Source organism: Sphingomonas sp. P3_C6 (genome assembly GCF_056402595.1).
This window is the reverse complement of the sequence record NZ_JBFUHB010000031.1, coordinates 1-25,844: the sequence shown is the minus strand read 5'-3', so window position 1 is coordinate 25,844 and position 25,844 is coordinate 1. Positions and strand designations below refer to the sequence as shown.

General features: G+C 66.0%; 31 protein-coding genes. 18 read left to right on the top strand and 13 right to left on the bottom strand.

Annotated features, from left to right (window positions below; genetic code table 11):
- Position 1 precedes the first annotated feature (1 nt).
- The gene (locus tag AC1DT7_RS20975) at positions 2 to 682 is read left to right on the top strand and encodes an ATP12 family chaperone protein (RefSeq protein ID WP_478038124.1); all 681 of its coding nucleotides are present in this window, start codon (positions 2 to 4) and stop codon (positions 680 to 682) included.
- A 15-nt stretch (positions 683 to 697) separates the two neighbouring features.
- Here AC1DT7_RS20975 and gmk read toward each other — a convergent pair whose 3' ends face one another.
- The 4 genes from gmk to AC1DT7_RS20955 all read right to left on the bottom strand — a co-directional run bounded on the left by gmk (position 698) and on the right by AC1DT7_RS20955 (position 3,863).
- Positions 698 to 1,363 (bottom strand): guanylate kinase, encoded by a 666-nt coding sequence (gene gmk, locus AC1DT7_RS20970; protein WP_478038123.1) that lies wholly within the window; start codon positions 1,361 to 1,363, stop codon positions 698 to 700.
- A gap of 51 nt (positions 1,364 to 1,414) precedes the next feature.
- Complete coding sequence (locus tag AC1DT7_RS20965; protein ID WP_478038122.1) at positions 1,415 to 1,636, bottom strand: hypothetical protein; 222 nt, start codon at positions 1,634 to 1,636, stop codon at positions 1,415 to 1,417.
- A gap of 205 nt (positions 1,637 to 1,841) precedes the next feature.
- Positions 1,842 to 3,227 carry a class II fumarate hydratase gene (fumC, locus tag AC1DT7_RS20960; protein ID WP_478038121.1) on the bottom strand — a complete coding sequence of 462 codons (1,386 nt, stop codon included), beginning with the start codon at positions 3,225 to 3,227 and terminating at the stop codon, positions 1,842 to 1,844.
- 153 nt (positions 3,228 to 3,380) lie between these two features.
- On the bottom strand, positions 3,381 to 3,863 hold the full coding sequence (locus AC1DT7_RS20955) for an SspB family protein (RefSeq protein ID WP_478038120.1): 483 nt from the start codon (positions 3,861 to 3,863) through the stop codon (positions 3,381 to 3,383).
- 86 nt (positions 3,864 to 3,949) lie between these two features.
- Between AC1DT7_RS20955 and hisB the strand changes: the two genes are divergently transcribed.
- The 8 genes from hisB (at position 3,950) to AC1DT7_RS20915 (ending at position 9,525) form a co-directional block, all read left to right on the top strand.
- On the top strand, positions 3,950 to 4,543 hold the full coding sequence (gene hisB, locus AC1DT7_RS20950) for an imidazoleglycerol-phosphate dehydratase HisB (RefSeq protein WP_478038119.1): 594 nt from the start codon (positions 3,950 to 3,952) through the stop codon (positions 4,541 to 4,543).
- A complete protein-coding gene (gene hisH / locus AC1DT7_RS20945) occupies positions 4,506 to 5,147 on the top strand; it encodes an imidazole glycerol phosphate synthase subunit HisH (protein WP_478038118.1) in 642 nt (213 codons plus the stop codon). Before hisB ends, hisH begins: the two co-directional genes overlap by 38 nt.
- A complete protein-coding gene (hisA, locus tag AC1DT7_RS20940; protein WP_478038117.1) occupies positions 5,144 to 5,878 on the top strand; it encodes a 1-(5-phosphoribosyl)-5-[(5-phosphoribosylamino)methylideneamino]imidazole-4-carboxamide isomerase in 735 nt (244 codons plus the stop codon). The genes hisH and hisA overlap by 4 nt, the downstream gene beginning before the upstream one ends.
- Position 5,879: 1 nt before the next feature.
- Positions 5,880 to 6,650, top strand: coding sequence for an imidazole glycerol phosphate synthase subunit HisF (gene hisF / locus AC1DT7_RS20935; RefSeq protein WP_478038116.1), 771 nt, complete (start codon positions 5,880 to 5,882; stop codon positions 6,648 to 6,650).
- Positions 6,651 to 6,805: 155 nt separating this feature from the next.
- Positions 6,806 to 7,006: a hypothetical protein gene (locus tag AC1DT7_RS20930; protein ID WP_478038115.1), complete on the top strand. Its 201-nt coding sequence runs from the start codon at positions 6,806 to 6,808 to the stop codon at positions 7,004 to 7,006.
- A 31-nt stretch (positions 7,007 to 7,037) separates the two neighbouring features.
- Positions 7,038 to 7,358, top strand: coding sequence for a phosphoribosyl-ATP diphosphatase (locus AC1DT7_RS20925; protein ID WP_478038114.1), 321 nt, complete (start codon positions 7,038 to 7,040; stop codon positions 7,356 to 7,358).
- A gap of 127 nt (positions 7,359 to 7,485) precedes the next feature.
- The gene (locus AC1DT7_RS20920) at positions 7,486 to 7,863 is read left to right on the top strand and encodes a histidine triad nucleotide-binding protein (protein ID WP_478038113.1); all 378 of its coding nucleotides are present in this window, start codon (positions 7,486 to 7,488) and stop codon (positions 7,861 to 7,863) included.
- Positions 7,864 to 7,998: 135 nt separating this feature from the next.
- Complete coding sequence (locus AC1DT7_RS20915) at positions 7,999 to 9,525, top strand: amino acid permease (RefSeq protein WP_478038112.1); 1,527 nt, start codon at positions 7,999 to 8,001, stop codon at positions 9,523 to 9,525.
- An 85-nt stretch (positions 9,526 to 9,610) separates the two neighbouring features.
- Here the strand turns inward: AC1DT7_RS20915 and AC1DT7_RS20910 are convergent, their stop codons facing one another.
- The gene (locus AC1DT7_RS20910; RefSeq protein WP_478038111.1) at positions 9,611 to 10,609 is read right to left on the bottom strand and encodes an adenosine kinase; all 999 of its coding nucleotides are present in this window, start codon (positions 10,607 to 10,609) and stop codon (positions 9,611 to 9,613) included.
- 98 nt (positions 10,610 to 10,707) lie between these two features.
- On the opposite strand from AC1DT7_RS20910, the gene AC1DT7_RS20905 reads away from it, so the two are divergent.
- Positions 10,708 to 11,388 (top strand): EI24 domain-containing protein, encoded by a 681-nt coding sequence (locus tag AC1DT7_RS20905; RefSeq protein WP_478038110.1) that lies wholly within the window; start codon positions 10,708 to 10,710, stop codon positions 11,386 to 11,388.
- A 13-nt stretch (positions 11,389 to 11,401) separates the two neighbouring features.
- Positions 11,402 to 11,791 (top strand): hypothetical protein, encoded by a 390-nt coding sequence (locus AC1DT7_RS20900; protein ID WP_478038109.1) that lies wholly within the window; start codon positions 11,402 to 11,404, stop codon positions 11,789 to 11,791.
- Positions 11,792 to 12,084: 293 nt separating this feature from the next.
- Here AC1DT7_RS20900 and queG read toward each other — a convergent pair whose 3' ends face one another.
- Positions 12,085 to 13,227 (bottom strand): tRNA epoxyqueuosine(34) reductase QueG, encoded by a 1,143-nt coding sequence (gene queG, locus AC1DT7_RS20895; RefSeq protein ID WP_478038108.1) that lies wholly within the window; start codon positions 13,225 to 13,227, stop codon positions 12,085 to 12,087.
- 126 nt (positions 13,228 to 13,353) lie between these two features.
- Between queG and AC1DT7_RS20890 the strand changes: the two genes are divergently transcribed.
- The 4 genes from AC1DT7_RS20890 to AC1DT7_RS20875 all read left to right on the top strand — a co-directional run bounded on the left by AC1DT7_RS20890 (position 13,354) and on the right by AC1DT7_RS20875 (position 17,458).
- Positions 13,354 to 14,298 carry an ABC transporter ATP-binding protein gene (locus AC1DT7_RS20890; RefSeq protein ID WP_478038107.1) on the top strand — a complete coding sequence of 315 codons (945 nt, stop codon included), beginning with the start codon at positions 13,354 to 13,356 and terminating at the stop codon, positions 14,296 to 14,298.
- Positions 14,295 to 15,536, top strand: a complete 1,242-nt coding sequence (locus AC1DT7_RS20885; RefSeq protein WP_478038106.1) for an ABC transporter permease — start codon at positions 14,295 to 14,297, stop codon at positions 15,534 to 15,536. Before AC1DT7_RS20890 ends, AC1DT7_RS20885 begins: the two co-directional genes overlap by 4 nt.
- Positions 15,537 to 15,736: 200 nt before the next feature.
- Positions 15,737 to 16,978, top strand: coding sequence for a cytochrome P450 (locus tag AC1DT7_RS20880; protein ID WP_478038105.1), 1,242 nt, complete (start codon positions 15,737 to 15,739; stop codon positions 16,976 to 16,978).
- A gap of 51 nt (positions 16,979 to 17,029) precedes the next feature.
- Positions 17,030 to 17,458, top strand: a complete 429-nt coding sequence (locus AC1DT7_RS20875; protein WP_478038104.1) for a hypothetical protein — start codon at positions 17,030 to 17,032, stop codon at positions 17,456 to 17,458.
- Here the strand turns inward: AC1DT7_RS20875 and AC1DT7_RS20870 are convergent.
- The 3 genes from AC1DT7_RS20870 to AC1DT7_RS20860 are packed head-to-tail and all read right to left on the bottom strand — an operon-like array spanning position 17,416 to position 19,218.
- Positions 17,416 to 17,856, bottom strand: a complete 441-nt coding sequence (locus AC1DT7_RS20870) for a hypothetical protein (RefSeq protein ID WP_478038103.1) — start codon at positions 17,854 to 17,856, stop codon at positions 17,416 to 17,418. The genes AC1DT7_RS20875 and AC1DT7_RS20870 overlap by 43 nt on opposite strands.
- Positions 17,856 to 18,752, bottom strand: a complete 897-nt coding sequence (locus AC1DT7_RS20865; protein ID WP_478038102.1) for a sigma-70 family RNA polymerase sigma factor — start codon at positions 18,750 to 18,752, stop codon at positions 17,856 to 17,858. The genes AC1DT7_RS20870 and AC1DT7_RS20865 overlap by 1 nt, the downstream gene beginning before the upstream one ends.
- Positions 18,739 to 19,218, bottom strand: coding sequence for a carboxymuconolactone decarboxylase family protein (locus tag AC1DT7_RS20860; RefSeq protein WP_478038101.1), 480 nt, complete (start codon positions 19,216 to 19,218; stop codon positions 18,739 to 18,741). Before AC1DT7_RS20860 ends, AC1DT7_RS20865 begins: the two co-directional genes overlap by 14 nt.
- A 237-nt stretch (positions 19,219 to 19,455) precedes the next feature.
- Between AC1DT7_RS20860 and msrB the strand changes: the two genes are divergently transcribed.
- Positions 19,456 to 19,953, top strand: coding sequence for a peptide-methionine (R)-S-oxide reductase MsrB (msrB, locus tag AC1DT7_RS20855; protein WP_478038100.1), 498 nt, complete (start codon positions 19,456 to 19,458; stop codon positions 19,951 to 19,953).
- A 213-nt stretch (positions 19,954 to 20,166) separates the two neighbouring features.
- On the opposite strand, the gene AC1DT7_RS20850 is transcribed toward msrB, so the two are convergent.
- The 3 genes from AC1DT7_RS20850 to AC1DT7_RS20840 all read right to left on the bottom strand — a co-directional run bounded on the left by AC1DT7_RS20850 (position 20,167) and on the right by AC1DT7_RS20840 (position 23,279).
- Complete coding sequence (locus AC1DT7_RS20850; protein WP_478038099.1) at positions 20,167 to 20,712, bottom strand: CHAP domain-containing protein; 546 nt, start codon at positions 20,710 to 20,712, stop codon at positions 20,167 to 20,169.
- Positions 20,713 to 20,976: 264 nt separating this feature from the next.
- The gene (locus tag AC1DT7_RS20845) at positions 20,977 to 22,452 is read right to left on the bottom strand and encodes an MFS transporter (RefSeq protein ID WP_478038098.1); all 1,476 of its coding nucleotides are present in this window, start codon (positions 22,450 to 22,452) and stop codon (positions 20,977 to 20,979) included.
- Positions 22,449 to 23,279: an SDR family NAD(P)-dependent oxidoreductase gene (locus AC1DT7_RS20840; protein WP_478038097.1), complete on the bottom strand. Its 831-nt coding sequence runs from the start codon at positions 23,277 to 23,279 to the stop codon at positions 22,449 to 22,451. The genes AC1DT7_RS20845 and AC1DT7_RS20840 overlap by 4 nt, the downstream gene beginning before the upstream one ends.
- Positions 23,280 to 23,504: 225 nt before the next feature.
- Here AC1DT7_RS20840 and AC1DT7_RS20835 point away from each other — a divergent pair, with 225 nt between their 5' ends.
- Positions 23,505 to 24,650, top strand: coding sequence for an acyl-CoA dehydrogenase family protein (locus AC1DT7_RS20835; RefSeq protein WP_478038148.1), 1,146 nt, complete (start codon positions 23,505 to 23,507; stop codon positions 24,648 to 24,650).
- Between the two features lie 134 nt (positions 24,651 to 24,784).
- Positions 24,785 to 25,573, top strand: a complete 789-nt coding sequence (locus tag AC1DT7_RS20830; protein ID WP_478038096.1) for an SDR family oxidoreductase — start codon at positions 24,785 to 24,787, stop codon at positions 25,571 to 25,573.
- A gap of 30 nt (positions 25,574 to 25,603) precedes the next feature.
- Here the strand turns inward: AC1DT7_RS20830 and AC1DT7_RS20825 are convergent.
- Positions 25,604 to 25,844, bottom strand: a 241-nt coding sequence (locus AC1DT7_RS20825) for a transposase (protein ID WP_478036687.1), incomplete at its 5' end; no start/stop codon positions are given.

Genomic DNA, 25,844 nt, shown 5'->3' with positions numbered 1-25,844 from the left:
CATGAAGAGATTCTGGAAAACCGTGGCGATCGATGCCGATCGCGGCATCACGCTCGACGGCAAGCCCGTGCGCACGCCCGGAAAGCAGCACTTGATCCTCCCTACCCCTGCCCTGGCCGAGGCGGTCGCCGACGAATGGCGGGCGGTGGGCGAAGGCGCCGAGATCGATCCGCGCGCCATGCCGCTGACCGGCCTGTCCAACGCGGCGATCGAACGGATCGACCCGACCGCCTTCGCCGCCGGCCTTGCCGCGTTCGGCGAGAGCGACCTGCTCTATTACCGCGCCGAAAGCCCGGACGATCTGGTCGCGCGGCAAGCGGCGCTGTGGGATCCGATGCTCGACTGGGCACGCACCCGGTATGACGTGCATTTCGAGATCGCCTCGGGCGTGATGCACAAGCCCCAACCGCCCGCGACCATCGCACGGCTGGCCGAAGCGGTGGCGGCGCGCAACGCGTGGCAACTGGCGGGACTCTCGCCCATCGTCACCATCGGCGGCTCGCTGGTCGCGGCGCTGGCACTGGCCGAGGGCGCGGCGACACCAGACGAGGTGTGGCGTGCGGTGGAACTCGACGAGGACTGGCAGGCCGAGCAATGGGGCCGGGACGAACTGTCGCTCGGTGCGCTCGAATCGCGGCGGCGCGACTTCGATGCGGGCGTACGGTTCCTGGGGCTGATTTAGAAAACAGCCGGCGCGTCACTCGCCCGTCGGCGACGTCCGGATCAGCTTGCGGATGAAGCCGATGATGCCGGTCTGGCGCGAGCGCTTGAGCCGCTCGGCCGCAAGGATCGTCTTCACGCAGTCGAAGCAATGCTCGACATCGTCATTGACCAGGACATAATCGTAGCCGTCCCAGTGGCTGACCTCGTTCGCGGCGCGGTCCATGCGCGCGTCGATCACTTCAGGCGAATCGGTCGCACGGCGTTCGAGCCGGCTGCGCAGCTCGGTCATCGAGGGCGGCAGGATAAAGACCCGGACGATGTCGCCGCCGGCGAGCTGGTGCAGCTGCTGCGCGCCCTGCCAGTCGATATCGAACAGGATGTCGCGGCCCTGCTCGAGCACGTTCCAGACCTGCGCCTTGGGCGTGCCGTAGCGATGGCCGAAGACATGCGCCCATTCGAGGAATTCGTGGTTCGCGACCATCTCGCGGAAGGTTTCGAGATCGACGAAATGATAATCCACGCCGTCCACCTCGCCGGGCCGGATCGGTCGCGTGGTGTAGGAAACGGAGACGACCAGCTCGGGCTGGTCCTCGCGAAGCTTGCGCGCGATCGTCGATTTTCCCGCGCCCGACGGCGAGGAAAGAACGAAGAGTACACCGCGGCGTTTGAAGCCGTGCGGATCGGGATCGGAGGCGTCCATGCGCGCTAGTGGCGCGGGCGCCCTCCTCCCGTCAACCCGTCTTGCGGCAGATCAGCCTTCGGGGTTGCGGGTGCCGAGCACGGAATCGGTCAGCTTGCCGAGGCCGCGCAGCACGATCCAGCCCACCGCGAAGGTTACCGCGACCGGCACCAGCACGCGTGCCGCGGTCACCACGCCGGCGCCGATCAGCGCGCCGTCGACCGTGCTGTCGTCGCCTTCTCCGCCGTCGATGGCACTGCCGATCAGGCCGCCGATGATCGTGCTGGTCTTCATGGGATGTCCCTCCGTTCGGGGTGAGAGCGCATGAGGCGGCGGGTGGTTCCCTTCTTTCAGGTCCTCCCCGAGCTTGCTCGGGGAGGGGGACCGCCCGCTTCTTCGGCGGGTGGTGGAGGGGCTTGGAGCGCGCAACATCTGTCCCGCGCTCCAAGCCTCTCCACCATCCTTCAGATGGTCCCCCTTCCCGTGCCGGGAAGGATTGTCACACCATCGTTTCGGGCCGCACCAGCCGGTCGAATGTCCCGGCATCGACCAGGCCGAGATCGAGCCCCGCCTCTTTCAGGGTCAGTCCCTCTGCATGAGCGTGCTTGGCGATCTTTGCGGCATTGTCATAGCCGATCTCGGGCGCGAGCGCGGTGACCAGCATCAGCGAGCGATCGACCAGTTCGGCGATCCGCCCGCGATTCGGCTCCAGCCCATCGACGCAGCGCTCGGCGAATCCCTCCATGCCGACGCTGAGCAGGTGGATCGAGCGCAGCAGGTTCGCGCCGATCAGCGGCTTGAACACATTGAGCTCGAGATGCCCCTGAAGCCCGCCAATGGTGATCGCGGCATTGTTGCCCATGACCTGGGCCGAGACCATGGTCAGCATCTCGCACTGGGTGGGGTTGACCTTGCCCGGCATGATCGAGCTGCCCGGCTCGTTCGCCGGCAGGTCGAGCTCGCCGATGCCCGAGCGCGGGCCCGAGCCGAGCAGGCGGATATCGTTGGCGATCTTGGTGAGCGCCACCGCGAGCGTGTTGAGCGTGCCGGAGAGGTGGACGATCGGATCGTTCGACGCGAGCGCCTCGAACTTGTTCTCCGCGGTGAAGAAGGGAAGCCCGGTCAGGTCCGAGAGCTGCGCTGCGATCGCCTCGCCGAAATCCTTGGGCGCGTTCAGCCCGGTGCCGACCGCGGTGCCGCCTTGCGCCAGCTGGCACATACCATGGACGACGCCCGGCGTGATGCGTGCACGGCAGCGATAGAGCTGGTTCGCATAGCCGCCGAATTCCTGCCCGAGCGTGACCGGCGTCGCGTCCTGCAGATGCGTGCGGCCGATCTTGACGATGTCGGCCCAGAGGTTCGCCTTCGCTTCGAGCGAATCATGCAGCCGGTCGAGCGCCGGGAACAGGCGCTGAGTCGCCGCCATGGCCGCGGCGATGTGCAGCGCGGTCGGGAAGCTGTCGTTGGACGACTGGCTCATGTTTACATGGTCGTTCGGGTGAACCGGCGATTTCCCACCGCGCTTGCCGGTCAGCACCTCGTTGGCGCGGCCCGCGATCACCTCGTTGACGTTCATGTTGCTCTGGGTGCCGGAACCGGTCTGCCAGATGACCAGCGGGAACTGGTCGTCGAGCTTGCCGCTCGCGACTTCGGCCGCCGCCGCCTCGATCGCATCGGCGATCTTCGGGTCGAGACCGTGCGCCCGGTTAACCCGTGCCGCGGCCTGTTTCACCAGCGCGAGGGCATGGACGATGCCGATCGGCATGCGCTCGGTCTCGCCGAACGGGAAATTCTCGATCGAACGCTGGGTCTGCGCGCCCCAATAGGCGTCCGCAGGGACGTCGATGGCGCCGATCGAATCGGTTTCGGTGCGGGTTTCGGTCATGCGAGGTCACTCCAAATTCCCTCTCCCAGCGGGAGAGGGAGGGAGGCGCGAAGCGCCGGAAGGGTGAGGGCGATGAGGCGACGAAACGTCACCCTCACCCTTCCCATCGCTTTGCGATGGGCCCCTTCCCTCTCCCAACGGGAGAGGGAGAGTTTATTTCTTCCGCTTGAAATCCACCGAGACGACGTTCGATCCATCCTCGACCGGCGTGACGGTCGGGCCGTCATTCTCCGCCTCGTCATGCGGATCGGGGCCTTCAGGACCTTCCTGCGCCTGGAAGCGAAGCTCGAAATTCACCGACGGATCGTGGAAACCGGTCACCGCTGCGTACGGAATCACCAGCTTCGACGGCACCTGATTGAAGCTCAGGCCGATCGAGAAGCCCGTGTCGTTGACGACAAGGTCCCAATAGCGGTTCTGCATAACGATCGTCATCTCGTCCGGAAAACGCTCGATCAGCCGCTGCGGGATATCGACGCCCGCCGCCTGGGTCTTGAAGGTGATGTAGAAATGATGGTCGCCCGGCAGTCCGCCATTCTCGGCGACGGAGCCGAGAACACGGCCGACCACGGCGCGCAGCGCCTCCTGGACGATCTCGTCATAGGGAATCAGACTATCGGGCAGGCCATCGCTCATGGGGCATGGACTAGCGGGCTTTGAAACCCCGTCAAGATTGCCTGAGCAAGATTGCATGACAGAACGGTGGCGCTATGGGAGTGCGCATGCGTACCGCCACCATCTCGCGCTCCACCAAGGAGACGTCGATCGACGTGACCGTCAACCTTGACGGCACCGGCAGCTACACGATCGAAACCGGAATCGGTTTCTTCGATCATATGCTCGAACAGCTTTCGCGGCATTCGCTGATCGACCTGACGGTGAAGGCGGTGGGCGACCTGCATATCGACCAGCATCACACGGTGGAGGACACCGGCATCGCGATCGGCGAGGCGATCGCCAAGGCGCTTGCCGACAAGAGGGGCATCCGCCGTTATGGCGACGCGCTGTCGCCGATGGACGAGACGCTGACCCGCGTCGCGCTCGACATTTCGGGGCGGCCCTATCTCGTGTGGAAATGCGAGTTCAGCCAGAAGCGCCTCGGCGAGATGGATACCGAGATGTTCGAGCACTGGTTCCACAGCTTCGCCGGCAGTGCCGGGCTGACGCTGCATGTCGAGACGCTGTACGGCAAGAACAACCACCATATCGTCGAGAGTGCGTTCAAGGGCCTGGCCCGGGCGTTGCGCATCGCGGTCGAGATCGACCCACGCAAGGCGGATGCGATTCCCTCGACCAAGGGGATTCTGGGTGGCTGAGACGCTGGCGCTGATCGATTACGGCGCGGGCAATCTCCATTCGGTCGCAAATGCGCTGAAGGCGGCGGGCGCCGCGAACGTCGCCATCACCGACTCAGCCGGGCTCGTCGCGCGGGCCGACCGGATCGTGCTGCCTGGCGTCGGTGCCTTCGGCGCCTGCGCCTCGGCGCTCCGCGCGGTGCCGGGCATGGTAGAGGCGATCGCGCAGCGCGTACGGCGGGACGGCGTGCCGTTCCTCGGCGTGTGCGTCGGCATGCAATTGATGGCCGATACCGGCGAGGAAGCGGGCACGCATGCCGGCCTTGGCTGGATTCGCGGGAGCGTCCGCCTCCTCACCCCCGCCGATCCGACTGCCAAGGTGCCGCATATGGGCTGGAACGACGTCGTCCCTTCGACGCCGCACCCGTTGATCGTGCCGGGCGAAGCCTATTTCCTGCACAGCTATGCCTTTGAAGGCGACGACGTGCTCGCCGCGACCGACCATGCCGGCCCGGTCACCGCGGCGATCGGCCGCGACAACATGCTCGGCGTGCAGTTCCATCCCGAGAAGAGCCAGCGTTACGGCCTGGAACTGCTCGCCCGTTTCCTGGAGTGGCGGCCATGAGCCTCATCGTCTTCCCCGCAATCGACCTCAAGGGCGGCCAGGTCGTCCGCCTCGCCGAGGGCGATATGGACCGTGCGACCGTTTACGGTGACGATCCCGCCGCGCAGGCGATGATCTTCGCCGATCAGGGCGCCGAATATCTTCATGTCGTCGATCTCGACGGGGCCTTTGCCGGCGCCTCGGTGAATGGCGAGGCGGTCAAGGCGATCGTCGAGCGCTTCCCCGGCCATGTGCAGCTCGGCGGCGGTATCCGCGACCGCGCGGCGATCGAGCGCTGGTTCGACCTCGGCGTGTCCCGCGTGGTGATCGGCACCGCGGCGCTCGAGAATCCGGAGCTGGTGCGCGAGGCGGCACGCGATTTCCCGGGCGGCATCGTCGTCGCGGTCGATGCGCGTGACGGCATGGTCGCGACACGCGGCTGGGCGGACGTGTCGACCGTCGAGGTGATCGATTTGGCGCGCCGCTTCGAGGATGCAGGGGTGGCGTCGCTGCTGTTCACCGATGTCGGGCGCGACGGGATGCTCAAGGGGTGCAACGTCGAGGCGACCGTCGATCTGGCACGCTCGGTGAGGATTCCGGTGATCGCGAGCGGCGGCGTGAAGGGCATTGCCGAAATTCACGTCCTGGCGCTGCACGCGGTGGACGGGATCGAAGGGGTCATTACCGGCCGGGCGCTGTACGATGGCCGCCTCGATCTGGCGGCGGCATTGAGCGTGGCGGCTGCAGCGTAAGATGACCGTCCGCGCCCGCGTCATTCCCTGTCTCGACGTGGCCAATGGCCGCGTCGTCAAGGGCGTGAACTTCGTCGATCTGCGCGATGCCGGCGATCCGGTCGAGCAGGCCCGCGCCTATGACGCGGCGGGCGCGGACGAGCTCTGCTTCCTCGACATCACCGCGAGCCACGAGGCGCGCGGCACCATCCTCGACGTGGTGCGCCGCACCGCCGAGGTGTGCTTCATGCCGGTCACCGTCGGCGGCGGCGTGCGCACCGCCGAGGATGCGCGCGCGCTGCTGCTCGCCGGAGCCGATAAGGTCGCCGTCAACTCCGCCGCCGTGTCGCGCCCGGAAGTGGTGTCCGACATCGCCGACCGGTTCGGCAGCCAGTGCTGCGTCGCCTCGATCGACGCGCGGCGCGTCGGCGATCATTGGGAAGTGTTCACCCATGGCGGCCGGCGCGAGACTGGCATCGATGCGGTCGAGCACGCCCTGAAGCTAGTCAAGCTCGGCGCGGGCGAGCTGCTCGTCACCTCGATGGACCGCGACGGCACGCGCGACGGGTACGACCTGTCGCTGATCCGCACCATCGCCGATCAGGTGGCGGTGCCGGTGGTGGCATCGGGCGGCGTCGGCGGGCTGCAGGATCTGGTGGCTGGCGTGCTCGACGGCCATGCGAGCGCCGTGCTGGCGGCGTCGATCTTCCATTTCGGCGAGGCGAGCATCGCCGACGCGCATGCCGCGCTTGCGGCGGCCGGCGTGCCGGTTCGGACGCCGCTCGCCTCCTGACTCTCACCTCCGTTCCTTAACCTTCCCCTCCGTTCGTTTCGAGCGAAGTCGAGAAACCTTGCTCGGCGCCTGTGGCCTGTTTCTCGACTTCGCTCGAAACGAACGGGAGTACGGACGGCAACGGAACATTAGGGAGCTGGAGCGTAAGGGAAGGCATGCGTTTCCTCCCTGCCCTCTTCCTGGCCGCGCCCGCCTGGGCCGCGCACAGCGGCGTGGCCAAGGCCCGCACCAGCCCGGAACTGTCCGACATCGCCCTGTTCGTCATGGCCGCGTTGGGCGTGTGGCTGGTCCGCCGCGCGATGCGCGCGCGTTTCGCCAAACGCGCACGGACCGAAGCCGACACCCTAAAGGATTGACGCGCGCGCCGCGGCGGGGCAGCCCGCGCCGATGGCCGACGACTTTCTCGATACGCTCGAAACCGTGATCCGCACCCGCAAGGGCGGTGATCCCGACACCTCCTATGTCGCGAAGCTCTTCACCCGGGGCCGCGCCAAGATCGCGCAGAAGCTCGGCGAGGAGGCAACGGAAACGGTGATCGCCGCGATCCACGACGATCGGGCGGAGATCACCAGCGAGGCGGCGGATCTCGTCTTCCACCTGCTCGTGCTGCTGGCCGATGCCGATGTGACGCTGGACGATGTGCGCGCGGAATTGCGCCGGCGCGAGGGCGTGTCGGGGATCGAGGAAAAGGCGGGGCGTACGAACTAGCCTTTACTCCCCTCCCGCTTGCGGGAGGGGTCGGGGGAGGGCATGTCCCCGATCAATCACGCCGAGGGTTTTGCGAGGACAGGCCCTCCCCTGAGCGGGACGGGGATAAGAGAGGAATAGGGAATTTATGCCGATCGATGCCACCAAGCCCTATGACGACCAGAACATCTTCGCGAAGATCCTGCGCGACGAAATTCCGTCGAAGCGGGTCTATGAGGACGAGTTCGCCGTCGCCTTTTACGATATCACCCCACAAGCGCCGACCCATATCCTGGTCATTCCGCGTGGGCCGTATGTCTCCTGGGACGATTTCAGCGCCAGGGCGTCGGACGCCGAGATCGCTGGCTTCGTCCGCGCGGTCGGCACCGTCGCGCGCGACGCGGGGCTGGTCGAGCCAGGATACCGGCTGCTCGCCAATACCGGCCAGCATTCCGGACAGGAGGTACCGCACCTCCATGTCCATGTCTTTGCAGGGCAACCGCTGGGGCCGTTGCTCGCACGCTGAGGCTCCGATGCTTTTCGGTGGCACCGGTGTTCAGGCGCGATTGGGGGATTGCACCCTCTTGATTTCAGGCTAGGCTCCCGCGATCGAAAAACTTGGCGGCATCCGCAGTGCCGCTTCTGGGGGGATCCCTGTTTCATGATATTCGGACGCATCAAGTCGCTCGACGCCATTCTGGCGACAGCCGAGAAGAAATCGCTCACGCGATCGCTCGGCGCATTCCAATTGACCATGCTCGGCATCGGCGCCGTGATCGGCACCGGCATCTTCGTGCTGACGGCCGAGGCCGCGCAGAAGGCCGGCCCCGGCATGATGGCCTCGTTCGTCATCGCCGGCTTTGTCTGCGCCTTCGCCGCGCTCTGCTACGCCGAGATGGCCGCGATGGTGCCGGTTTCCGGCTCCGCCTACACCTATAGCTACGCCGTGATGGGCGAGCTGGTCGCCTGGATGGTCGGCTGGGCGCTGATCCTCGAATATGCCATCGCCGCTGGCGCGGTTTCGGTCGGCTGGTCGGGTTATGTCGTCGGGCTGATAGAACACGCCTTCGGCATCGACATTCCCAATATGCTAGTGCGCGGCCCGTTCGACGGCGGCGTCGTCAACCTGCCCGCGATGCTGATCGCGGGGCTGGTTACCTGGCTGCTGGTCATCGGCACCAAGGAAAGCGCCATGGTCAACGCCGTGCTGGTGGCGATCAAGGTGTCGGCGCTGGCGCTGTTCATCGTCCTCGCCGTGCCCGTCATCAACATGGACCGGTTCACGCCCTTCGCACCGCTCGGCTTTGCCGGCGTCTCCGCGGCCGCTGCGTCAATCTTCTTCGCCTATGTCGGCTTCGACGCGGTCTCGACCGCTGCGGAGGAAACCAAGAACCCTCAGCGCAACATGCCGATCGGCCTGATCGGCTCGCTCGCCATCTGCACGATCTTCTATCTTCTCGTCGCTGCCGGCGTGATCGGCAGCGTCGGCGCGCAGCCGGTTTCCGGCCCCGATGGCATTGCGCTCCCAACCGGCAGCCCCGAACTCGCCAGCCAGTGCGCCGCGATCAAGGACGCAGCCGTCGTCTGCTCGAAGGAAGCGCTGGCCTGGACGATGCGCGAAATCGGCTGGCCGCAGGTCGGCAACCTGATTGGCCTCGCAGCCGGCCTCGCCCTCCCCTCTGTCATCCTGATGATGATGTTCGGCCAGACCCGCATCTTCTTCGTGATGAGCCGTGACGGCCTGCTGCCTGCCGCCTTCTCGAAGATTCACCCGAAGTTCCACACGCCGCACGTCATCACCATCCTGACCGGCGTGTTCGTGGCCCTGTTCGCGGCGTTCTTCCCGGTCGGCATCCTCGCGGACGTGTCCAATTCGGGCACCTTGTTCGCCTTTGCTGCCGTGTCGATCGCGGTTCTGGTGCTGCGCAAGACCGATCCCGACCGCAGGCGGCCGTTCCGCACGCCGGCGGTCGTCGTGATGGCGCCGCTCGCCATCATCGGCTGCCTCTATCTGTTCGTCAGCCTCGGTATGCCGACCAAGCTGATGTTCGTTGGTTGGGCCGCAGTCGGGCTCGTGGTCTACTTCACCTATAGCTACAGCCGCAGCCATGTCGGACGCGGGAACGTCGAGGTCCACGAGACCGACACCGACGTGCCACCACAGCCGGTCCCGCCAGTGGCGGAATGACCGGCCCCGTAAGGGCAAAAGAAAAAGGGGCCGGGGATCAACTCCCCGGCCCCTTTTTTGATGGGCGTGCAAGAACGCGGGACGTTTAGCCCAGCTTCTCCGCCACCAGCGCCTTCATGTCGCACATCGGCCGCGCGCCATAGTGCGAGATGATCTCCGCCGCGCAGATCGCGCCGAGGCGGAGCGACTGCTCCAGGCTCTTGCCCTGCGCCTGGCCCGACAGGAAGCCGGCCGCGAACAGGTCGCCCGCGCCGGTGGTGTCCACCACCTTCTCGATCGGCTCGGCCCCGCACGACGCACGCTCTCCGTTGGAGATGGCGATCGCGCCCTGTTCGCTGCGCGTCACCACCAGCGTCGGCACCTGCGCCGCCGCCGCGGCGACCGCTGCCTCGAAATCCTCGGTCTCCATCAGCGCCAGGATCTCGGCCTCGTTGGCGAACATGATGTCGATCAGGCCCTTGGCCATCAGATCGCGGAAATCGGCACCGTGGCGCGAGATGCAGAACACGTCGGAAAGCGTGAAGGCGACCTTGCGGCCCGCCTTGCGCGCGACCTCGATCGCGGCGCGCATCGCCCGGCGCGGTTCCTCGGGATCCCAGAGATACCCCTCGAGATACAGGATCGCGCCCGAGGCGATCAGGTCGCGGTCGAGCGCGCTCTCCGGCAGGAACTGCGACGCGCCGAGAAAGGTGTTCATCGTGCGCTGGCCGTCGGGCGTCACGAAGATCAGGCAGCGCGCCGTGGTCGGCTCGCCGTCGCGCGCTGCGGTGGTGAAGGCCACGCCGGTCGCGCGGATATCGTGCGCGAACACTTCGCCGAGCTGGTCGTCGGCGACCTGGCCGATGAAACCCGCACGGCCGCCGAGCGCGGCGATGGCCGCCACGGTGTTCGCCGCGGAGCCGCCGCTCGCCTCGATGCCCGGGCCCATCTTCGCATAAAGAGCGTCGGCGTCCTCGGGCGAGAACATGAGCTGCATCGAGCCCTTGGCCATGCCCTGTTCGGTGATGAACGCGTCATCCGCCTGGGAAAGCACGTCGACGATCGCGTTGCCGATCGCAACCACGTCATAGGTTGGGCTGGTCAAGTCAGTCTCCTGGATGGGAAATACCGGCTGGCCGTAAAGGCGCGGGCAGATGAGCGCAACAGTCTGGACTTGAGAGCGGCCACCGGTACACCGGTCTCATGCTCCGCGCTTTCCTTCTGTCCGTCGGCCAACTCGGCGATCCGAAGATCATCAGGGTCTTCCTCAAATCGCTCGGACTGACCCTGGTCCTGCTCGTCCTGTTCGGCATCGCCCTGTGGTACGGCGCCGGGCGTCTGGCCGCCTGGATCGGCGCAAGCGCCCAGACCGGCGGCTGGGTAGGCGCGGCGACGGTGCTGCTGTGGCTTGGCGCCGCCTTCCTGCTGTTCAGGACCATCGCCGTGGCGGTGATCGGCATCTTCGCCGATGAGGTCGTCGCGGCGGTGGAAGGGAAACATTATCCCGAGGCGCTGGCCGAGGCGCGCGACGTACCGCTCGGTCGGTCGGTCATGATGGGCCTCGGATCGGCCGGGCGGCTGATCCTGGTGAACCTGGCCGTGTCGCCGCTCTACCTGCTGCTGCTGATCACCGGGGTTGGCACGGCATTGCTGTTCTTCATCGTCAATGGCTGGCTGCTCGGCCAGGACCTGGGCGAGATGGTCGCCGCACGCCACATCCCCCAAAAGGGCATGAAGAACTGGCGCGGATCGACCGGCTTCCAACGCTTCGCGCTCGGCCTTGCCGGGACCGCCCTGTTCCTCGTGCCGATCCTCAATCTCGCCGCGCCGGTGCTCGGCGCCGCGATGGCGACTCATCTGTTCCATGGTCGAAGACGCGTATGAAGGTGTTTGCGTAATGAAGAAAATGGCGTTCGCGATGATTCCCGGCCTGTTGCTTGCCGGATGCGGTGGTGTCGGCATTGCCCCCCGCCCCGCCCGGGCCGCTTTGGCGCCGGTCGCGATCCCGATCCCGGGCGGCACCGCGGCCGGGCTCGACCGGGTGATCGGCCAGACCGGCAACGGGCTGATCGGCCTGTTCGGCCAGCCCGCAGCCGATGTGCGCGAAGGCAACGCGCGCAAACTCCAGTTCGGCAACGCGACCTGCGTACTCGACGCCTATCTCTACCCCAAGGGCCGGGGCGAGCCCGTCGTGACCTATCTGGATGCGCGGCAGACCAATGGCAGCCCGATCGACCGGGCAAGCTGCGTCGGCGCGCTCAGCGTGGGACGCAATGGGGCAAGATAGAGACAATCTGTCGGGCTTTTCATGGAGGGTCGCCACTCAGCTGTGATATAGCCGATTCGGATCAGTTATAGATCCGAATCGAGAGGGTGACCGGGAGGCAATCCGCGGGGCGGAGGGCCGGAATGAATCTTCTACAGCTTTGGCGGTGTGCCCTGGGGCAGCACCGGCGCGATCGACGACTGGCGACCCATGATGGCGAATATTTCCGCAGCGTCTGCACCGGATGCGGGCGCCCGATGATCCGCAGCCACGACGGCTGGCATCTGGTCGATCCGTCCGAGCCGCCCCAACCGCTATAACGCCCGCTCACCTGGGCCGGCGCTCCATTCGGCCAGGACCGTCTCGTCCTGCTCGTCGGCGCGTCTTATCGCATGCTCGACCTCCCAGCGCCGCGGATCGAGCCGGCCGAGCGCCCAGATCGCCGCGCCGCGCACGACTGGCGCGTCATCATCGAGCAACCGCACGACCGGCCCGGTCAGGGCGATGGCGCCGCTATTGCCCGCCGCGACCAGGCAGTTGCGCACCATGCGGTTGCGCCCGATCCTTTTGATCGGCGATCCGGCGAACACCTCGCGGAAACCCGGATCGTCGAGCGCCAGCAAATCGGCCAGCCCCGGCGCGGCCAGTTCGGCGCGCGGCGCAAAGGCGCGGTTGGCGCGCGCCGCCGCGGCGAACTTGTTCCAGGGGCAGACCGCCAGGCAATCGTCGCAGCCATAGATGCGGTTACCCATCGCCGCGCGGAACTCGGGCGGGATCGGCCCGGCATTCTCGATCGTAAGGTAAGAGATGCACCGCCGCGCATCGAGCCTGTAGGGCGCGGGGAAGGCATCGGTCGGGCAGGCACGCTGGCACGCATCGCACGAACCGCAGGTGTCGTTCCCCGCCACATCGGGCACAAGATCGAGCGTGGTGTAGATCGCGCCGAGGAACAGCCAGCTGCCATGATCGCGGCTGACCAGATTGGTGTGCTTGCCCTGCCAGCCAAGCCCGGCCGCCTCGGCCAGGGGTTTCTCCATTACCGGCGCGGTATCGACGAAGACCTTCACATCGGCGCCCTCGACCTCGGCGATCAGCCAGCGCGCCAGCGCCTTCAGCGCACGCTTCACCACATCGTGATAATCGGCCCCCTGCGCATAGACCGAGATCCGCCCCCGCTCCGTCTCGGCCGCCAGCGCGAGAGGATCGGCAACGGGCGCATAGCTCATGCCGAGCGAGATCACGCTGCGCACGTCGGGCCACAGGCCGGCGGGGCTTTCGCGGTGATGCGCGCGCGCCTCCATCCAGATCATGTCGCCATGCATGCCCTCGCCAAGCCATTGGCGCAGCCGCTCGGCCGTCAACGGCGCTGCATCCGCTCGCGCGACCCCGCACGCGGCAAAGCCCAGCTCGGCCGCCTTCGCCTTCAGGCGTTCGTTCAGGGCAATCCCGTGATGCACCGGCACCCGCTACCATAGCGCCCGCGAAAAGTGAGCCTCTCCGTTGTTACCGACGGATCGAGACACAGTAACGAAGCACTGTTATCTGGCTGAGAAGTCCTGAACCGGACGAACGGAAGGTAAGCCTTGATAACCGACAATCTGGCGATCAGCGCCACCGGACTGGTCAAGAAATTCGGCGACCGCCGCGTCGTCGACGGCATTGATATCGCGGTGCCCAGGGGGCTGATCTACGGCGTGCTCGGTCCGAACGGGGCGGGCAAGACGACGACCCTGCGCATGCTGCTCGGCATCATCGAGCCCGATGGCGGCACCCGCACCCTGCTCGGCCATGAACGCCCGCGCGAGGTGAGCGACCGGGTCGGCTATCTGCCAGAGGAACGCGGCCTCTATCCGGCGATGAAGGCGAAGGACGCCATCGCCTTCATGGGGGCGCTACGCGGCCTCGACCTGAAGACCGGGCGCAAGCGCGCTGTCGCCCTGATGGAGAGTGCGGGCCTCGGCCACGCCGTCGACAGCAAGATCCGCAAATTGTCCAAGGGCATGGCGCAGCTCGTCCAGCTGCTCGGGTCGGTGGTGCACGAACCCGACCTGCTGGTGCTGGACGAGCCCTTTTCCGGCCTCGACCCGGTCAACCAGGACAGGCTGGAGGCGTTGATCGTCGCCCAGCGCGATCGCGGCGCGACCATCCTCTTCTCCACCCATGTCATGGCCCATGCCGAGCGGCTGTGCGACCGGCTGGCGATCATCGCGGGCGGCAAGCGCCGCTTCGAGGGCACGGTGGCCGACGCGCGCGGCATGCTGCCGATGCGGGCGCAGTATGTGCCGCATCATGACGGGGCCGGCATCCAGGCGCTGCTGCCGCCCGATGCGGAACGCGACGGCGATGGCTGGCGCTTCATCGTGCCGGCCGGCGGGGTGGAGGACATATTGAAGCGACTGATCGACGGAGGGTTCGGCATATCCGGCCTGTCGATGGAGCGGCCCGGCCTGCACGACGCATTCGTGCGTATCGTCGGGCCCGACGCGCTGAAGGACGAACCCGCCGCTGACGGGGAGGACGCAGCATGAGCACGCCCCCGCCCGGCAATCTCCGCCGCCTGATCCGCCAGACGCTGACCATCGCGCGGCGCGATTTCGTCGCGACCGTGTTCACGCCGATGTTCCTGGTGTTCCTGTTCACGCCGGTGCTGATGCTGTCCTTCGGCCTGATCGGTGGCCTTGGCGCGTCGTCGGTCACCAGTGCCTCGGTCGAGAAGGCAAGCATCGTCGCGATCGTCGACCCGGCGCAGCAGGAGGCGATGCGCGCCGCCGACAAGCGCCTGCGCCAGCTCTACGCCCGCGACGACAGCCCGCCGGCGCTGGTGATGCAGGTGCCCACGGACAATCCGGCCGGCCAGGCCCATGTCGCGTTCAGCGACCGGGGCAGCGATGCCTCGGCCGCGCTCTATGGCGACCTGACGCGACCGACGATCCTCTATGGCGGGTTCGGCCGCCGCGACGCCAATTTCCTCGCCCAGCTCGCCGAGGAAACGCTGCGCATGGAAAGGAGCGGCACCGACGCGCTGAGCAAGGCGACGCTGACCTCCATCGCCCGTGCCGCGCCGACGCCGACCGGCAACAAGCGCTCGGCTTTCTTCGCCGTGTTCGGCATCTTCTTCCTCACGCTGTTCCTCGCGGGCCAGGCGGTGGGCACCATGGCCGAGGAACGCAGCAACAAGGTGGTCGAGATCCTCGCCGCCGCCGTGCCGCTCGAGGCGGTGTTCTTCGGCAAGCTGATCGGCATGTTCGGATCGGCGCTGCTGTTCATCGGCTTCTGGGGCACGCTGGCCAGCCAGATCGACATATTGGTGCCGGGCGGGCTCGGCGCCGCGTTTCACGACATCGGGCCGGCGGTCGGCATGCCGGTCTTCTCGCTGCTGTTCGTGCTCTATTTCGCCATGGCCTATATGCTGCTCGGCGCCGTGTTCATGGGCGTCGGCGCCCAGGCGAGCACACCCCGCGAACTTCAGCTCCTGTCGCTGCCGATCACCGTCCTGCAGATCCTGATCTTCGGCCTGTCGGTCCAGGCGGTATCGCACCCGGACGGCTGGCTGGCGACGGCGGTCGAGCTTTTTCCGTTCAGTTCGCCTTATGCGATGGCCGGCCGCGCGGCGAACTCGCCGGAAATCTGGCCGCATGTCGCGGCGCTCGCCTGGCAGGCATTGTGGGTTGCGATCGTCATCGCCGTCGCCGCCCGCGCCTTCCGCCGCGGCGTGCTTCAGTCGGGGAGCGGCAAGATCAACTGGAAGGGGCTGATCGGGCGCTGATCGCAGTCGGGGCATACCGCCCTTTCCTTCCCCGGCGAAGGCCGGGAAGGTGCTCAGGCTGTCTGTTTCGCGTTATCGATGATGCGGTTCAGCAGCGATCAGTCGACCTGCGCAAACCACCGCCCCACCGAATCCCGTTGCAAAACGCTATTGACATAGATGTCAGCTAAGGCTCTCCTACAACCAAAGGAGAGCAAAAAATGGCGACACAGGCGCTACATCCGGTCGAAACGGCGATCGATCCGCTCGATGTGAGCCGGCCGGAGCTCTATCGCGATGATATATGGCAGGAACCTTTCCGCCAGCTCCGCGCCGAATCGCCGGTCCATTATGTCGAGCAATCCGGCTTCGGCCCCTATTGGTCGGTCTCCAGCTACAAGCCGATCGTCCAGGTCGAATCGCTGCCCGATCTCTATTCGTCCCAGGCCGGCGGCATCACGCTCGCCGATTTCATCGAGAATTCGCCGACCGACGTGCGCATGCCGATGTTCATCGCGATGGACCGGCCCAAGCATACCGGCCAGCGCCGCACCGTCGCGCCTGCGTTCACGCCGAGCGAGATGGTCCGCCTCACCGACAATATCCGCACCCGTACCGCCGAAATCCTCGACAGCCTCGAATGGAACAAGGAATTCGACTGGGTCGATACCGTCTCAATCGAGCTGACCACCCAGATGCTGGCCATCCTGTTCGACTTCCCCTGGGAGGACCGGCGGAAACTGACCTTCTGGTCCGACTGGGCCGGCGATATCGAGCTGGTGAAGACCGAGGAGCTTCGCCTCGAACGGCTGAAGCACATGTATGAATGCGGCGGCTATTTCCAGAATCTGTGGAACCAGAAACTCGGCAAGGAGCCGACGCCCGATCTCATCTCGATGATGATGCATTCGGACGCGATGGCCGAGATGGACCAGATGGAGTTCCTCGGAAACCTCATCCTGCTGATCGTCGGCGGCAACGACACGACGCGCAATTCGATGACCGCCGCGGCCTATGGCCTCGACCTGTTCCCGGACGAGCGCGCCAGGCTGGAGGCCGATTCCTCGCTGATCCATAATGCCGTGCAGGAGATCATCCGCTGGCAGACCCCCCTCGCCCATATGCGCCGCACCGCGACCGAGGACACCGAACTGGAAGGGCAGCATATCAAGGCCGGCGACAAGCTCGCGCTCTGGTATCTCTCGGCCAATCGCGACGAGAGCGTGTTCGAGAACGCCGACAAGATCATCGTCGACCGCCCCAATGCGCGCCGGCACCTGGCGTTCGGCCACGGCATCCACCGCTGCGTCGGCGCGCGGCTGGCGGAACTACAGATCGCCACGCTGCTCGAGGAAATGGCCAGGCGCCGCATGCGGGTGAACGTACTCGGCGAGCCGGAGCGTGTGGCTGCCTGCTTCGTGCACGGCTATCGCAAGCTGCCGGTGGAGATCTCGAAATACTAGGCGGAGGACATCCTCGCTGACATAGTACGCGCGTGAAAAGGGGGCGCGCAGATGTGGCAAGGAGTTAAAGGCATCGCTAAGGGAGCTACAACGTTCCTCTGCGGCTCATGGGCTGTCCTGTTCTATCTCAAGATGCATCTCGAGCCGAGCATTCCGGAAATCGACAGGCTCGAAAGAATCGCGTTCGGGAGCGTCTTCGTGGTTTCGCTCGCCTGGTCATTTGCAAGAATGAAACTTGGCGAGAGGAGTTCCCCACTCGCAGAGCCATCCGCGGCCTGGAGTGGCGGCGCAGTCGTGGTCGTCACTGGCTTAGCAGCCGCCTACTCGCTCGGCGATGGTTTCGATCAGCCGTCTGACCTCGTCTTTCCCGCGCTGTCCCTTATCGCAACCGCCGCCATCGCGGCGTTGGTAGTCCGTTTTGCGCGTCGCAACGCCGGTCAGATCGGCGAAGCCCGATTCCGTTCGGACTCGACGGGATAGCGACCGAGCCGGGCATCCCGCATCGCCCAAACCGTAAGCCCGATCCCGATGATCGCCGGCAATGTCACCGCCGGGAAATCCCGCGCGATGGCAGAAGTGCCGCAGATCCCGGCCGCCACTTCCCACAAATGAAACAGCGCATGCCCGGCAAGCCAGAAGCTCGCCGCGCCCCACAAAGGCACGCGCATCACGGGCCGTGCGGCGCCCCAGATAAAGGCGACCCCGATCAGCACGAAGATCAGCCCGATATCGCGGATGAAATGCTGGTTGAACGGGCCCGTGGTGGTGACGCCGGGCACCGCGAAATACCAGTCGGCGGGCACGGCAAGCATGATCAGGCCATTGGCCACCGCCCCTACCCCCAGAATGGCGGCGAGAATGGGAATCGTGCCCCGCATCATCGTCCTCCCGGAAAGGCGGCATGGCCCTGGTCGAAGGCACGCGCGACATGGCCGAGCTTGTCGGGATTGCGCATGATGTAGATCGCCGCGATCCGCCCCTCGCGAATCTCGAGTGCGGTGGTCTGCAATATCTGGCCTCGGTCGATGCTGACATAACCGGGCAGCCCGTCGATCAAGACCGGCTTCAACATGACCGGCCGATAGACATATTTGCGCGCCAGCCCGGCGAACAGCCGCAGCGCCTTGGCGACGCCCAGGATCGGGTTGCGAAACGCCAGCACCCGCCCGCCCCCGTCGGAATGGATCGCGACATCCTCCGCCAGCATCGATTGCAGCGCAGCGACATCGCCGTCGCGCGACGCGATGAAGAAAGCCCGGGCGATCCTGTCCGCCTCGGCCTGCTCCACCGGATAGCGCGGCCGGGCCGTCTGCACATGCTTGCGCGCCCGCACTGCCATCTGGCGGACGGCCGCCGCGTCGCGGTCGAGCGTGCCCGCCACCTCGCTCAGCGCGACGCCGAACACGTCGTGCAACAGGAAGGCGGCGCGCTCCAGCGGTGAGAGGCGTTCGAGGGCCAGCATCAGGGTCAAGGTCAGGTCGTCGGCCTGCTCGTCCTCGGTCGATCCGACCAGCGGATCGGGCAGCCACGCACCATAATAGGTCTCCCGCCGCGCCCGTGCCGAGCGCATCTGGTCGAGGCACAGCCGCGTGACGATGCGGGTGAGATAGGCGGCCGGCACATCGACCGATTCCTCGACCCGCGACCAGCGCAACCACGCATCCTGCACCACATCCTCTGCCTCGGATACCGAGCCGAGCATGCGATAGGCGAGACGCAGCAGCCGCGGCCGCTGCGCCTCGAACACCGAAGCCGCCGGGTCAGGCGGCAACACGGGTAGGGTCCTTTGGGGCACGCTCCACTGGATGCGGCGAACGGAAGCCCACCTGCAGCCGGTTCCACACGTTGATCGCCCCGATCAGCATGGTCAGCTGGACCTGCTCGACATCCGTGAAGACCGATTTGATCGGCGCGTAATCCGTATCCGGCGCGCCGGTTTCGGTGAGGCGGGTAAGCGACTCGGTCCAGCCCAGCGCCGCACGCTCGCGATCGCTGTACAGGGTCGACTCGCGCCAGGCCGGCAGCATGTACAGCCGCATCTCGCTCTCGCCCGCCTCGCGCAGATGAGTCGAATGCATGTGGATGCAGTAGGCGCAGCCGTTCATCTGCGACGCGCGCAGCTTCACCAGGTTCCGCAGCACGGGTTCGAGCGTCGACGAGTCGAAGCTTGCCTCCAGTGCCATCATCGCCTGCACGCTCTCGGGAGCGAGCAGATGGACGTTGCGCAAACGTGAGGTCATTGTCTGTCTCCAGGCGTGCACCATGCACGTATGCAGACATGACGGGATAGCCCCGGCGAGTGTGACATGGGGGTGCGATTTTTTTTGAGCGGCGCCCGTAACCCGGCGCACTGATGCGGCGAACAAGAGCCGATGCCTTCTTTCCCTCTCCCACAGGGGAAGAGGGAAAAAAGAGTACATCTCGTCGCCCCCGCCCCGCGTACCTACATAGGCTTCACCACCTCTTCGAGGACGATCATGACCCCAGACCGCCGCAGCTTCCTGACCCTTGCGGGCACCAGCGCCGCCGCCTTCGCCCTGTTCGGATGCCGCGGTAGCGCGTCAGCCGGACCGCCCGAAAAGTTCGAAGTGACGATGACAGATGCGCAGTGGAAGGCGAAGCTCTCCCCCGCCGCCTATCGCACGCTGCGCCATGAGGCGACCGAGACGCCCTTCACCAGCCCGCTCAACAATGAGCATCGCGCCGGCATCTTCTCCTGCGCGGGCTGTGCGCTGCCGGTCTATTCGTCGAAGACCAAGTTCGAGAGCGGCACAGGCTGGCCGAGCTTCTGGGCGCCACTGCAGAACGCGGTACGTACCCGCGAGGACCGCACGCTCGGCTTCGCACGGACCGAGGTTCATTGCCGGCGGTGCGGAGGGCATCTGGGCCATGTGTTCGATGACGGGCCGAAGCCGACGGGCAAGCGCTACTGCATGAACGGCGTCGCGATGACGTTCCAGCCGGGGAAGGCCTGACCTGAACTCCCTCTCCCCTTGTGGGAGAGGAGCTTCGGGTGAACAGCGCCCCGCGCTATTCAGGTCATGCCGGGGGCATGACCGACCCGGCGCTGGGCCCGCGCCGAAGGCGTGGGAAGGGTGAGGGGGACACTCGCAAGTGTCTTGAGCCGCGCTCCCCCCTCATCCGGCCCTTCGGGCCACCTTCTCCCGCAAGGGGAGAAGGAAAGAAGTTTAGAAGCTGATTTCGTCCGACATGCCGAGCGACGCCATCGTCACAGTCGCCAGCGGCTGCTGGGTGTCGTCCTCGACGCCGTTGTCGGCGGCATGGTCAGAATAGATGAAGCCCTTGGTCGGATAGGCGCTGGTGCCCAAGCCGCCATTCGGGCCGTACCACACCTTGACCATGCTCCAGTCGCCGGCCTCGGATACATCGACCGCGCGGACGTTACGCTCGATACCGCCGCGACGCGACCAGTTGGCATGGGTCAGCAGGACTTCACGATCGCTGACTACTTCGCTCACCATCGCGACATGGCCAAGGCGCATGCGGCCGGTCGAGGAGAAGGCGAGGACGGCGCCGACCTTCGGTGCATGGCCGCGGGCATAACGACCGGCTGCCTGGCCCCACCAGGTATTGGCGTTGCCGTGAATCTCGATGCCGGAGATGGTGCGGGCGTACGGGGCGCACTGCCAGAACTGCGCCGACGCCGGGGTCGCTGCGATCAGGCCGCACAAAGCCACCAGCGCAAAACGCGCTGCAAACGCCCGAAAATTCATGTGGCCCCCTCAGGTCCCGCTAACTCGTGAGCTTCTAAAAGCAGGTCCGGCCGGCATGGGGAACCCCGGCGTAGCGGCGAATGGAACCTTTTAGGACGAACCGTGTTTACGGGACGATGACTGCCCTTCGATGCACGCCGAACGGCGCGCCAAAGGTCGTGCGTCGTCGCAAATTCGTCGCTTTCCCAATAGAATCATGGATATCGCCCCCAGATCCAGGCCCCCGACGATCGTCGGGGGACGATATTCGATCGAACGTCCTGTTCAGGGCGCGTGCGGCGCGCCTTCGCGTTCCGCCGCCGCCGTGCTCCGCGCCAGCCGCGCCTCATGCTCGGCCCGGCCGAACGGGAAGCGGGCATAGCAAAGCCCGGCAAGACCGTAGAACAGCAGTTCGAGGCAGACGAACACGATGGTCAGCCGGTCGATCGTCGCGGCCGGCACCATGCCCGGCTTCGCTGCGGCGGGGAAAGCGGCAAAGGCCAGGATCGCCCCGGCCATGAAGATGCCGAGCCCGCCGACCATCTTCTGCACGAAGAAGCCGCCGGCAAAAAAGACGCCTTCTGACCGTTTGCCCGTGCGCGTCTCCGATTCCTCGACCACATCGGCCAGCATCGCCGCGCCCAGGATGAAGGCGCCCACGCTGCACGCGGTGTTGACCATGAAGATCATCAGCAGGATCGGCAGCATCAGGGGCGAGCCCGGCTCGGGAAACAGGCCGAGCAGCCGCAGCACATACGGGCCGACGAGCAGGGTTACGCTGACGAACGACAGGATCATGCCGACGCGCGGTTTGTTGCCGCCTTTTGTCAGCATCGGCGCGATGAAGAAGGCGCCGACCGCACCGATCAGCAGCGCCAGCGACAGCCACTGATAGTCGCCCCCCTCGAATTGCCAGACATAGGTGTACAGATAATTGGACAGCGCGAAGGAGACACCCTGCGCGGTATAGGCGAAGACGCCCGCCGCCATCAGGATCAGGAACGCCCTGTTCGACACGGTCGCACGGAACTGGGCGAAATGCTGGCGGAAGCTCTCGGTCGATTTCGCCACCTTGGGCAAATGCTTGATCTCGTGATGCAGCCCGACCGACGAGACGATGATGGACAGCGCCATGACGATCGCGGCGAACAACGCCATGCGCGAATAGCCATCGGCATTCTGCAACCCGTTCGGATGGGTCGCGTCCGGCACCAGGAATACGCCATAAGCGAGCGACAGCATCGCCAGCCCGCCACCCCAGCCGAACAGGTAACGATAGGAGAAGAGCCGGGTCCGCTCGTCATAATCGGAGCTCAGTTCCGGCCCGAGCGCGGACGAAGGGATCTCGAATGCCGACAGGGCGATCCGCACCAGCAGCGCGCTGCCGAACACGTAGAAGAGCGTCGCCGTTTCCGACCAGTGCGGCGGGTTCCACAGCAGCAGCCAGCCGATCGCGACCGGCAGGGCGGAGGCGTACATCCAGGGATGGCGCCGCCCCCAGCGGCTGCGCGTATGATCCGACAGATAGCCGACCGCCGGGTCGACGAACGCCTCGACCACCAGCGCACACATGATGGCGATGCCGACCGTGCTCGCCGGCAGGCCGATCACCTGATTGTAGAACAGCAGCAGGAAGGTCGCGAAGCCATTGTCCTTCACGCCGTACGCGATCGACCCGATGCCGAACGACCAGCGGCTGCGCGGGCCGAGCGTGCGCGGCGGCGGCGCAGCGATCAGCGAGCCGGCAGGACCTGGACTCAAGACGCGAACTTCTCGAGCGCGGCGAACATCGATGGGGCATCGGCGTCCCAGCTATGGCGCGGACCGATCGTCATGCCGCCATCGACCGTGATGTGCGTGCCGGTGACGAAGCGCGCATCCTCGCTCGCCAGATAGGCGACCGCGGCGGCAATATCTTCAGGGGTTCCGGCGCGCTGCAGGGGCTGGGCATGCGCCGCTATACCTCGAATCATGCCATTGGCCATGTCGCGTTTTTCGCCTCCGATACCGAGCGCCGAGGTGAAGATGTTGGTCGTGATGAAGCCCGGGCACACGGCATTTACCCGGATATTGTGACGGGACAGATCGGCCGCGGCCATGGTCGTCAAGTGCAGCACGCCCGCCTTCGCCACTGAGTAAGCGGTCGGCGCGGCGCCGGTTTGCAGCGCGGCGATCGAGGCGGTGTTGACGATCGCCCCGCCGCCCCGCGCGGCCATCAATGGTGCTGCATACCGGATGCCCATCGCGACCGACCGCAGCAGCAGCGCCTGGGTCCGGTCCCAGTCCTCGGCCGAGATCTCCCCGATCGGATCGCGCGATCCGCCGGCACCGGCATTGTTGAACACAACGTCGAGCCCGCCTGCCGCATCGGCCGCGGCCATCAGGGCGGCGATCTCCTCGACCTGCATCACATCGGTACGCCTGAACCGGATCCGCCCGTTGGAGGTGTCCGCCACCTCCTGCCCGCCGGCCTCGTCGATATCGCCGATCCATACCTCCGCGCCTTCCTCGGCCAGCCTCAGCGCCGTCGCGCGGCCGATCCCCGAAGCGCCGCCGGTCACCACGGCGCGCTTGCCTGAAAAGCGCATCACATCCTCCTCCATTCTGGTTTTGGTCAGCATAGTATGGGGTTCGACCCGGTCAATGCGGCCTTTTTGGAATTTCGGGTTTGCGCATGCTTGCGGGACGACGCGGCCTTCACTACCAACCGTCACCCCGGACTTGTTCCGGGGTCCATCCCTCCTCACGCGCTGACGCCGGGGGAGAGATGGATGCCGGAACAAGTCCGGCATGACGATGGAGAGACCGAAGCCTTGGCCCTTGATCCCGAAACCTTTGACGCCCTGATCGACATGGTCCGTCGCTTCGTCACCGAGCGGCTGCGCCCGCTCGAAGCCGTGGTCGAGGAAGCCGATGCGATCCCCGCCGACGTGATCGGCGAGATGCGCGACATGGGCCTTTTCGGTCTCTCGATCGCGGAGGAATATGGCGGCCTCGGCCTTACCATGAGCGAGGAAGTGCGCGTCGCGGTCGAGCTCGGGCGCACCACGCCCGCCTTCCGCTCGAGCTTCGGCACCAATGTCGGTATTGGCAGCCAGGGCCTGGTCATGGCCGGCTCGGACGAGCAGAAGGCGCACTGGCTGCCCCGCATCGCCAGCGGCGAGATCGTCACCAGCTTTGCCCTGACCGAGCCCGATGTCGGCAGCGATTCGGGCAGCGTGAAGACAAAGGCGGTAAAGGACGGCGACGTCTATCGTCTCACCGGCACCAAGCGCTTCATCACCAATGCCGACAAGGCCGACCTGTTCACCGTGATGGCGCGCACCGGCGAGGAAGCCGGTGGTCGCGGCGTCTCCGCTTTCCTCGTGCCGCGCGACCTGCCCGGCCTGTCGATCGGGGAGCCCGAAAAGAAGATGGGCCAGAAGGGCGCCAAGGTCGCCGACGTGATCTTCGACGATGTGCCGGTGCCTGCCGCCAACATACTCGGTGCCGAGGGCGAGGGTTTCAAGATCGCGATGCGCGTGCTCGATCGCGGGCGGCTGCATATCGCCGCGGTCTGTGTCGGCGTGGCCGAGCGGCTGATCGCCGACAGCGTCGCCTATGCGAGCGACCGCAAGCAGTTCGGCAAGCCGATCGCCGAGCATCAGCTGATCCAGGCGATGATCGCGGATTCCAAGACCGAGGCGCTGGCCGCCCGTGCGCTGGTTCTGGAAACCGCCGCGGCCAAGGATGCCGGCAAGGACGTGGTGATGGAATCGGCCGCCGCGAAATATTTCGCCAGCGAGATGGTCGGCCGCGTCGCCGACCGCGCGGTGCAGATCTTCGGCGGCGCGGGCTATATCGCGGATTACGGCATCGAGCGCCTCTACCGCGACGTGCGCCTGTTCCGCATCTACGAAGGCACCAGCCAGATCCAGCAACTCATCATCGCCCGAGAGACGATCAAGCGCGGCGGTTAGCCCTTCTTCCTCCCCTCCCGCTTGCGGGAGGGGCCGGGGGTGGGCTCGCGGCCTGCCTCAATCGATAGACTATGCGGAGAGCGGGAGCCCACCCCCTGCCCCCTCCCGCAAGCGAGAGGGGGAGGAGAATTCGAATGGACACCACCAACCTCTTCCGCCTTGATGGCCGCACAGCCCTCGTCACCGGCGGCTCGCGCGGTATCGGCAAGATGATCGCCGCCGGCTTCATCGCCCAGGGCGCGACCGTCTATATCTCCTCGCGCAAGGCCGAGGCATGCTTCGAGACCGCAAAGGAACTGGGGGAAAAGTGTATCCCCCTGCCCCAGGACGTCTCCACCGTCGCCGGCTGCAAGGCGCTCGCCGCCCAACTCGCCGAGCATACCGACAAGCTCGATATCCTCGTCAACAATGCCGGCGCTGCCTGGGGCGAGCCGTTCGAGAACTTCCCGGAAAAAGGCTGGGACAAGGTGATGGACCTCAATGTGAAATCGCCCTTCTTCCTCACCCAGGCGCTCCACCCCGCGCTGAAGGCGGCGGCCAGCCGGGATCGCCCGGCCAAGGTGATCAACATCACCTCGATCGACGGCCAGCGGCTCAACCCTTGGGAAACCTACAGCTATCACGCGTCGAAATCGGCGCTGATCTACCTGACCAAGCGCATGGCCGCGCGGCTGATCACGGATTCGATCAACGTCACCTCGATCGCGCCCGGCGCCTTCGCCAGCGAGATGAACAAGGCCGCGCGCGACCATGGCGACGCGATCGCCAAGGGCATCCCGGCAAAGCGCATCGGCGTCGACGAGGACATGGCGGGCACCGCGATCTACCTCGCCAGCCGGGCCGGGGATTATGTGGTGGGCGACACGATCACCGTCGACGGCGGCCTGGTGAACGCCGCACTGGGAACATCGATCGACGCGTAACTTCTAAAGCCCCTCCCCTTCAGGGCAGGGCTATCGCATTTGAGCGAGAAGCGATGAGAGGTATCCATTGCTCCAGCCAGCGCGTTTGATTTTGGCGCGGATGGAGAGTTTGGCAGGATCGTGCTGGAGCAGGTTGAGGGCGAGCCGGCGTAGCAGGGCAAGGTTTTCGGCGCAGTGGTCGGATCGAGTGTGGATGCGATCTTCCCCGAAGGCGACGTCGAGCAACCAATGCTGCTGGTTCTCGATGGTCCAGTGCGCCCTGATCACCCGC

Coding starts and splice junctions, on each gene's coding strand:
- AC1DT7_RS20920 (WP_478038113.1), top strand. CDS start 7,486: ATGCCGATCGATGCCACCAAGCCCTATGACGACCAGAACATCTTCGCG.
- AC1DT7_RS20915 (WP_478038112.1), top strand. CDS start 7,999: ATGATATTCGGACGCATCAAGTCGCTCGACGCCATTCTGGCGACAGCC.
- hisA (WP_478038117.1), top strand. CDS start 5,144: ATGAGCCTCATCGTCTTCCCCGCAATCGACCTCAAGGGCGGCCAGGTC.
- hisF (WP_478038116.1), top strand. CDS start 5,880: ATGACCGTCCGCGCCCGCGTCATTCCCTGTCTCGACGTGGCCAATGGC.
- fumC (WP_478038121.1), bottom strand. CDS start 3,227: ATGACCGAAACCCGCACCGAAACCGATTCGATCGGCGCCATCGACGTC.
- AC1DT7_RS20880 (WP_478038105.1), top strand. CDS start 15,737: ATGGCGACACAGGCGCTACATCCGGTCGAAACGGCGATCGATCCGCTC.
- AC1DT7_RS20930 (WP_478038115.1), top strand. CDS start 6,806: ATGCGTTTCCTCCCTGCCCTCTTCCTGGCCGCGCCCGCCTGGGCCGCG.
- AC1DT7_RS20975 (WP_478038124.1), top strand. CDS start 2: ATGAAGAGATTCTGGAAAACCGTGGCGATCGATGCCGATCGCGGCATC.
- AC1DT7_RS20885 (WP_478038106.1), top strand. CDS start 14,295: ATGAGCACGCCCCCGCCCGGCAATCTCCGCCGCCTGATCCGCCAGACG.
- msrB (WP_478038100.1), top strand. CDS start 19,456: ATGACCCCAGACCGCCGCAGCTTCCTGACCCTTGCGGGCACCAGCGCC.
- AC1DT7_RS20875 (WP_478038104.1), top strand. CDS start 17,030: ATGTGGCAAGGAGTTAAAGGCATCGCTAAGGGAGCTACAACGTTCCTC.
- AC1DT7_RS20905 (WP_478038110.1), top strand. CDS start 10,708: ATGCTCCGCGCTTTCCTTCTGTCCGTCGGCCAACTCGGCGATCCGAAG.
- hisB (WP_478038119.1), top strand. CDS start 3,950: ATGCGTACCGCCACCATCTCGCGCTCCACCAAGGAGACGTCGATCGAC.
- AC1DT7_RS20840 (WP_478038097.1), bottom strand. CDS start 23,279: ATGCGCTTTTCAGGCAAGCGCGCCGTGGTGACCGGCGGCGCTTCGGGG.
- AC1DT7_RS20925 (WP_478038114.1), top strand. CDS start 7,038: ATGGCCGACGACTTTCTCGATACGCTCGAAACCGTGATCCGCACCCGC.
- gmk (WP_478038123.1), bottom strand. CDS start 1,363: ATGGACGCCTCCGATCCCGATCCGCACGGCTTCAAACGCCGCGGTGTA.
- AC1DT7_RS20965 (WP_478038122.1), bottom strand. CDS start 1,636: ATGAAGACCAGCACGATCATCGGCGGCCTGATCGGCAGTGCCATCGAC.
- AC1DT7_RS20900 (WP_478038109.1), top strand. CDS start 11,402: ATGAAGAAAATGGCGTTCGCGATGATTCCCGGCCTGTTGCTTGCCGGA.
- AC1DT7_RS20850 (WP_478038099.1), bottom strand. CDS start 20,712: ATGAATTTTCGGGCGTTTGCAGCGCGTTTTGCGCTGGTGGCTTTGTGC.
- AC1DT7_RS20955 (WP_478038120.1), bottom strand. CDS start 3,863: ATGAGCGATGGCCTGCCCGATAGTCTGATTCCCTATGACGAGATCGTC.
- hisH (WP_478038118.1), top strand. CDS start 4,506: ATGCGATTCCCTCGACCAAGGGGATTCTGGGTGGCTGAGACGCTGGCG.
- AC1DT7_RS20870 (WP_478038103.1), bottom strand. CDS start 17,856: ATGCGGGGCACGATTCCCATTCTCGCCGCCATTCTGGGGGTAGGGGCG.
- AC1DT7_RS20860 (WP_478038101.1), bottom strand. CDS start 19,218: ATGACCTCACGTTTGCGCAACGTCCATCTGCTCGCTCCCGAGAGCGTG.
- AC1DT7_RS20830 (WP_478038096.1), top strand. CDS start 24,785: ATGGACACCACCAACCTCTTCCGCCTTGATGGCCGCACAGCCCTCGTC.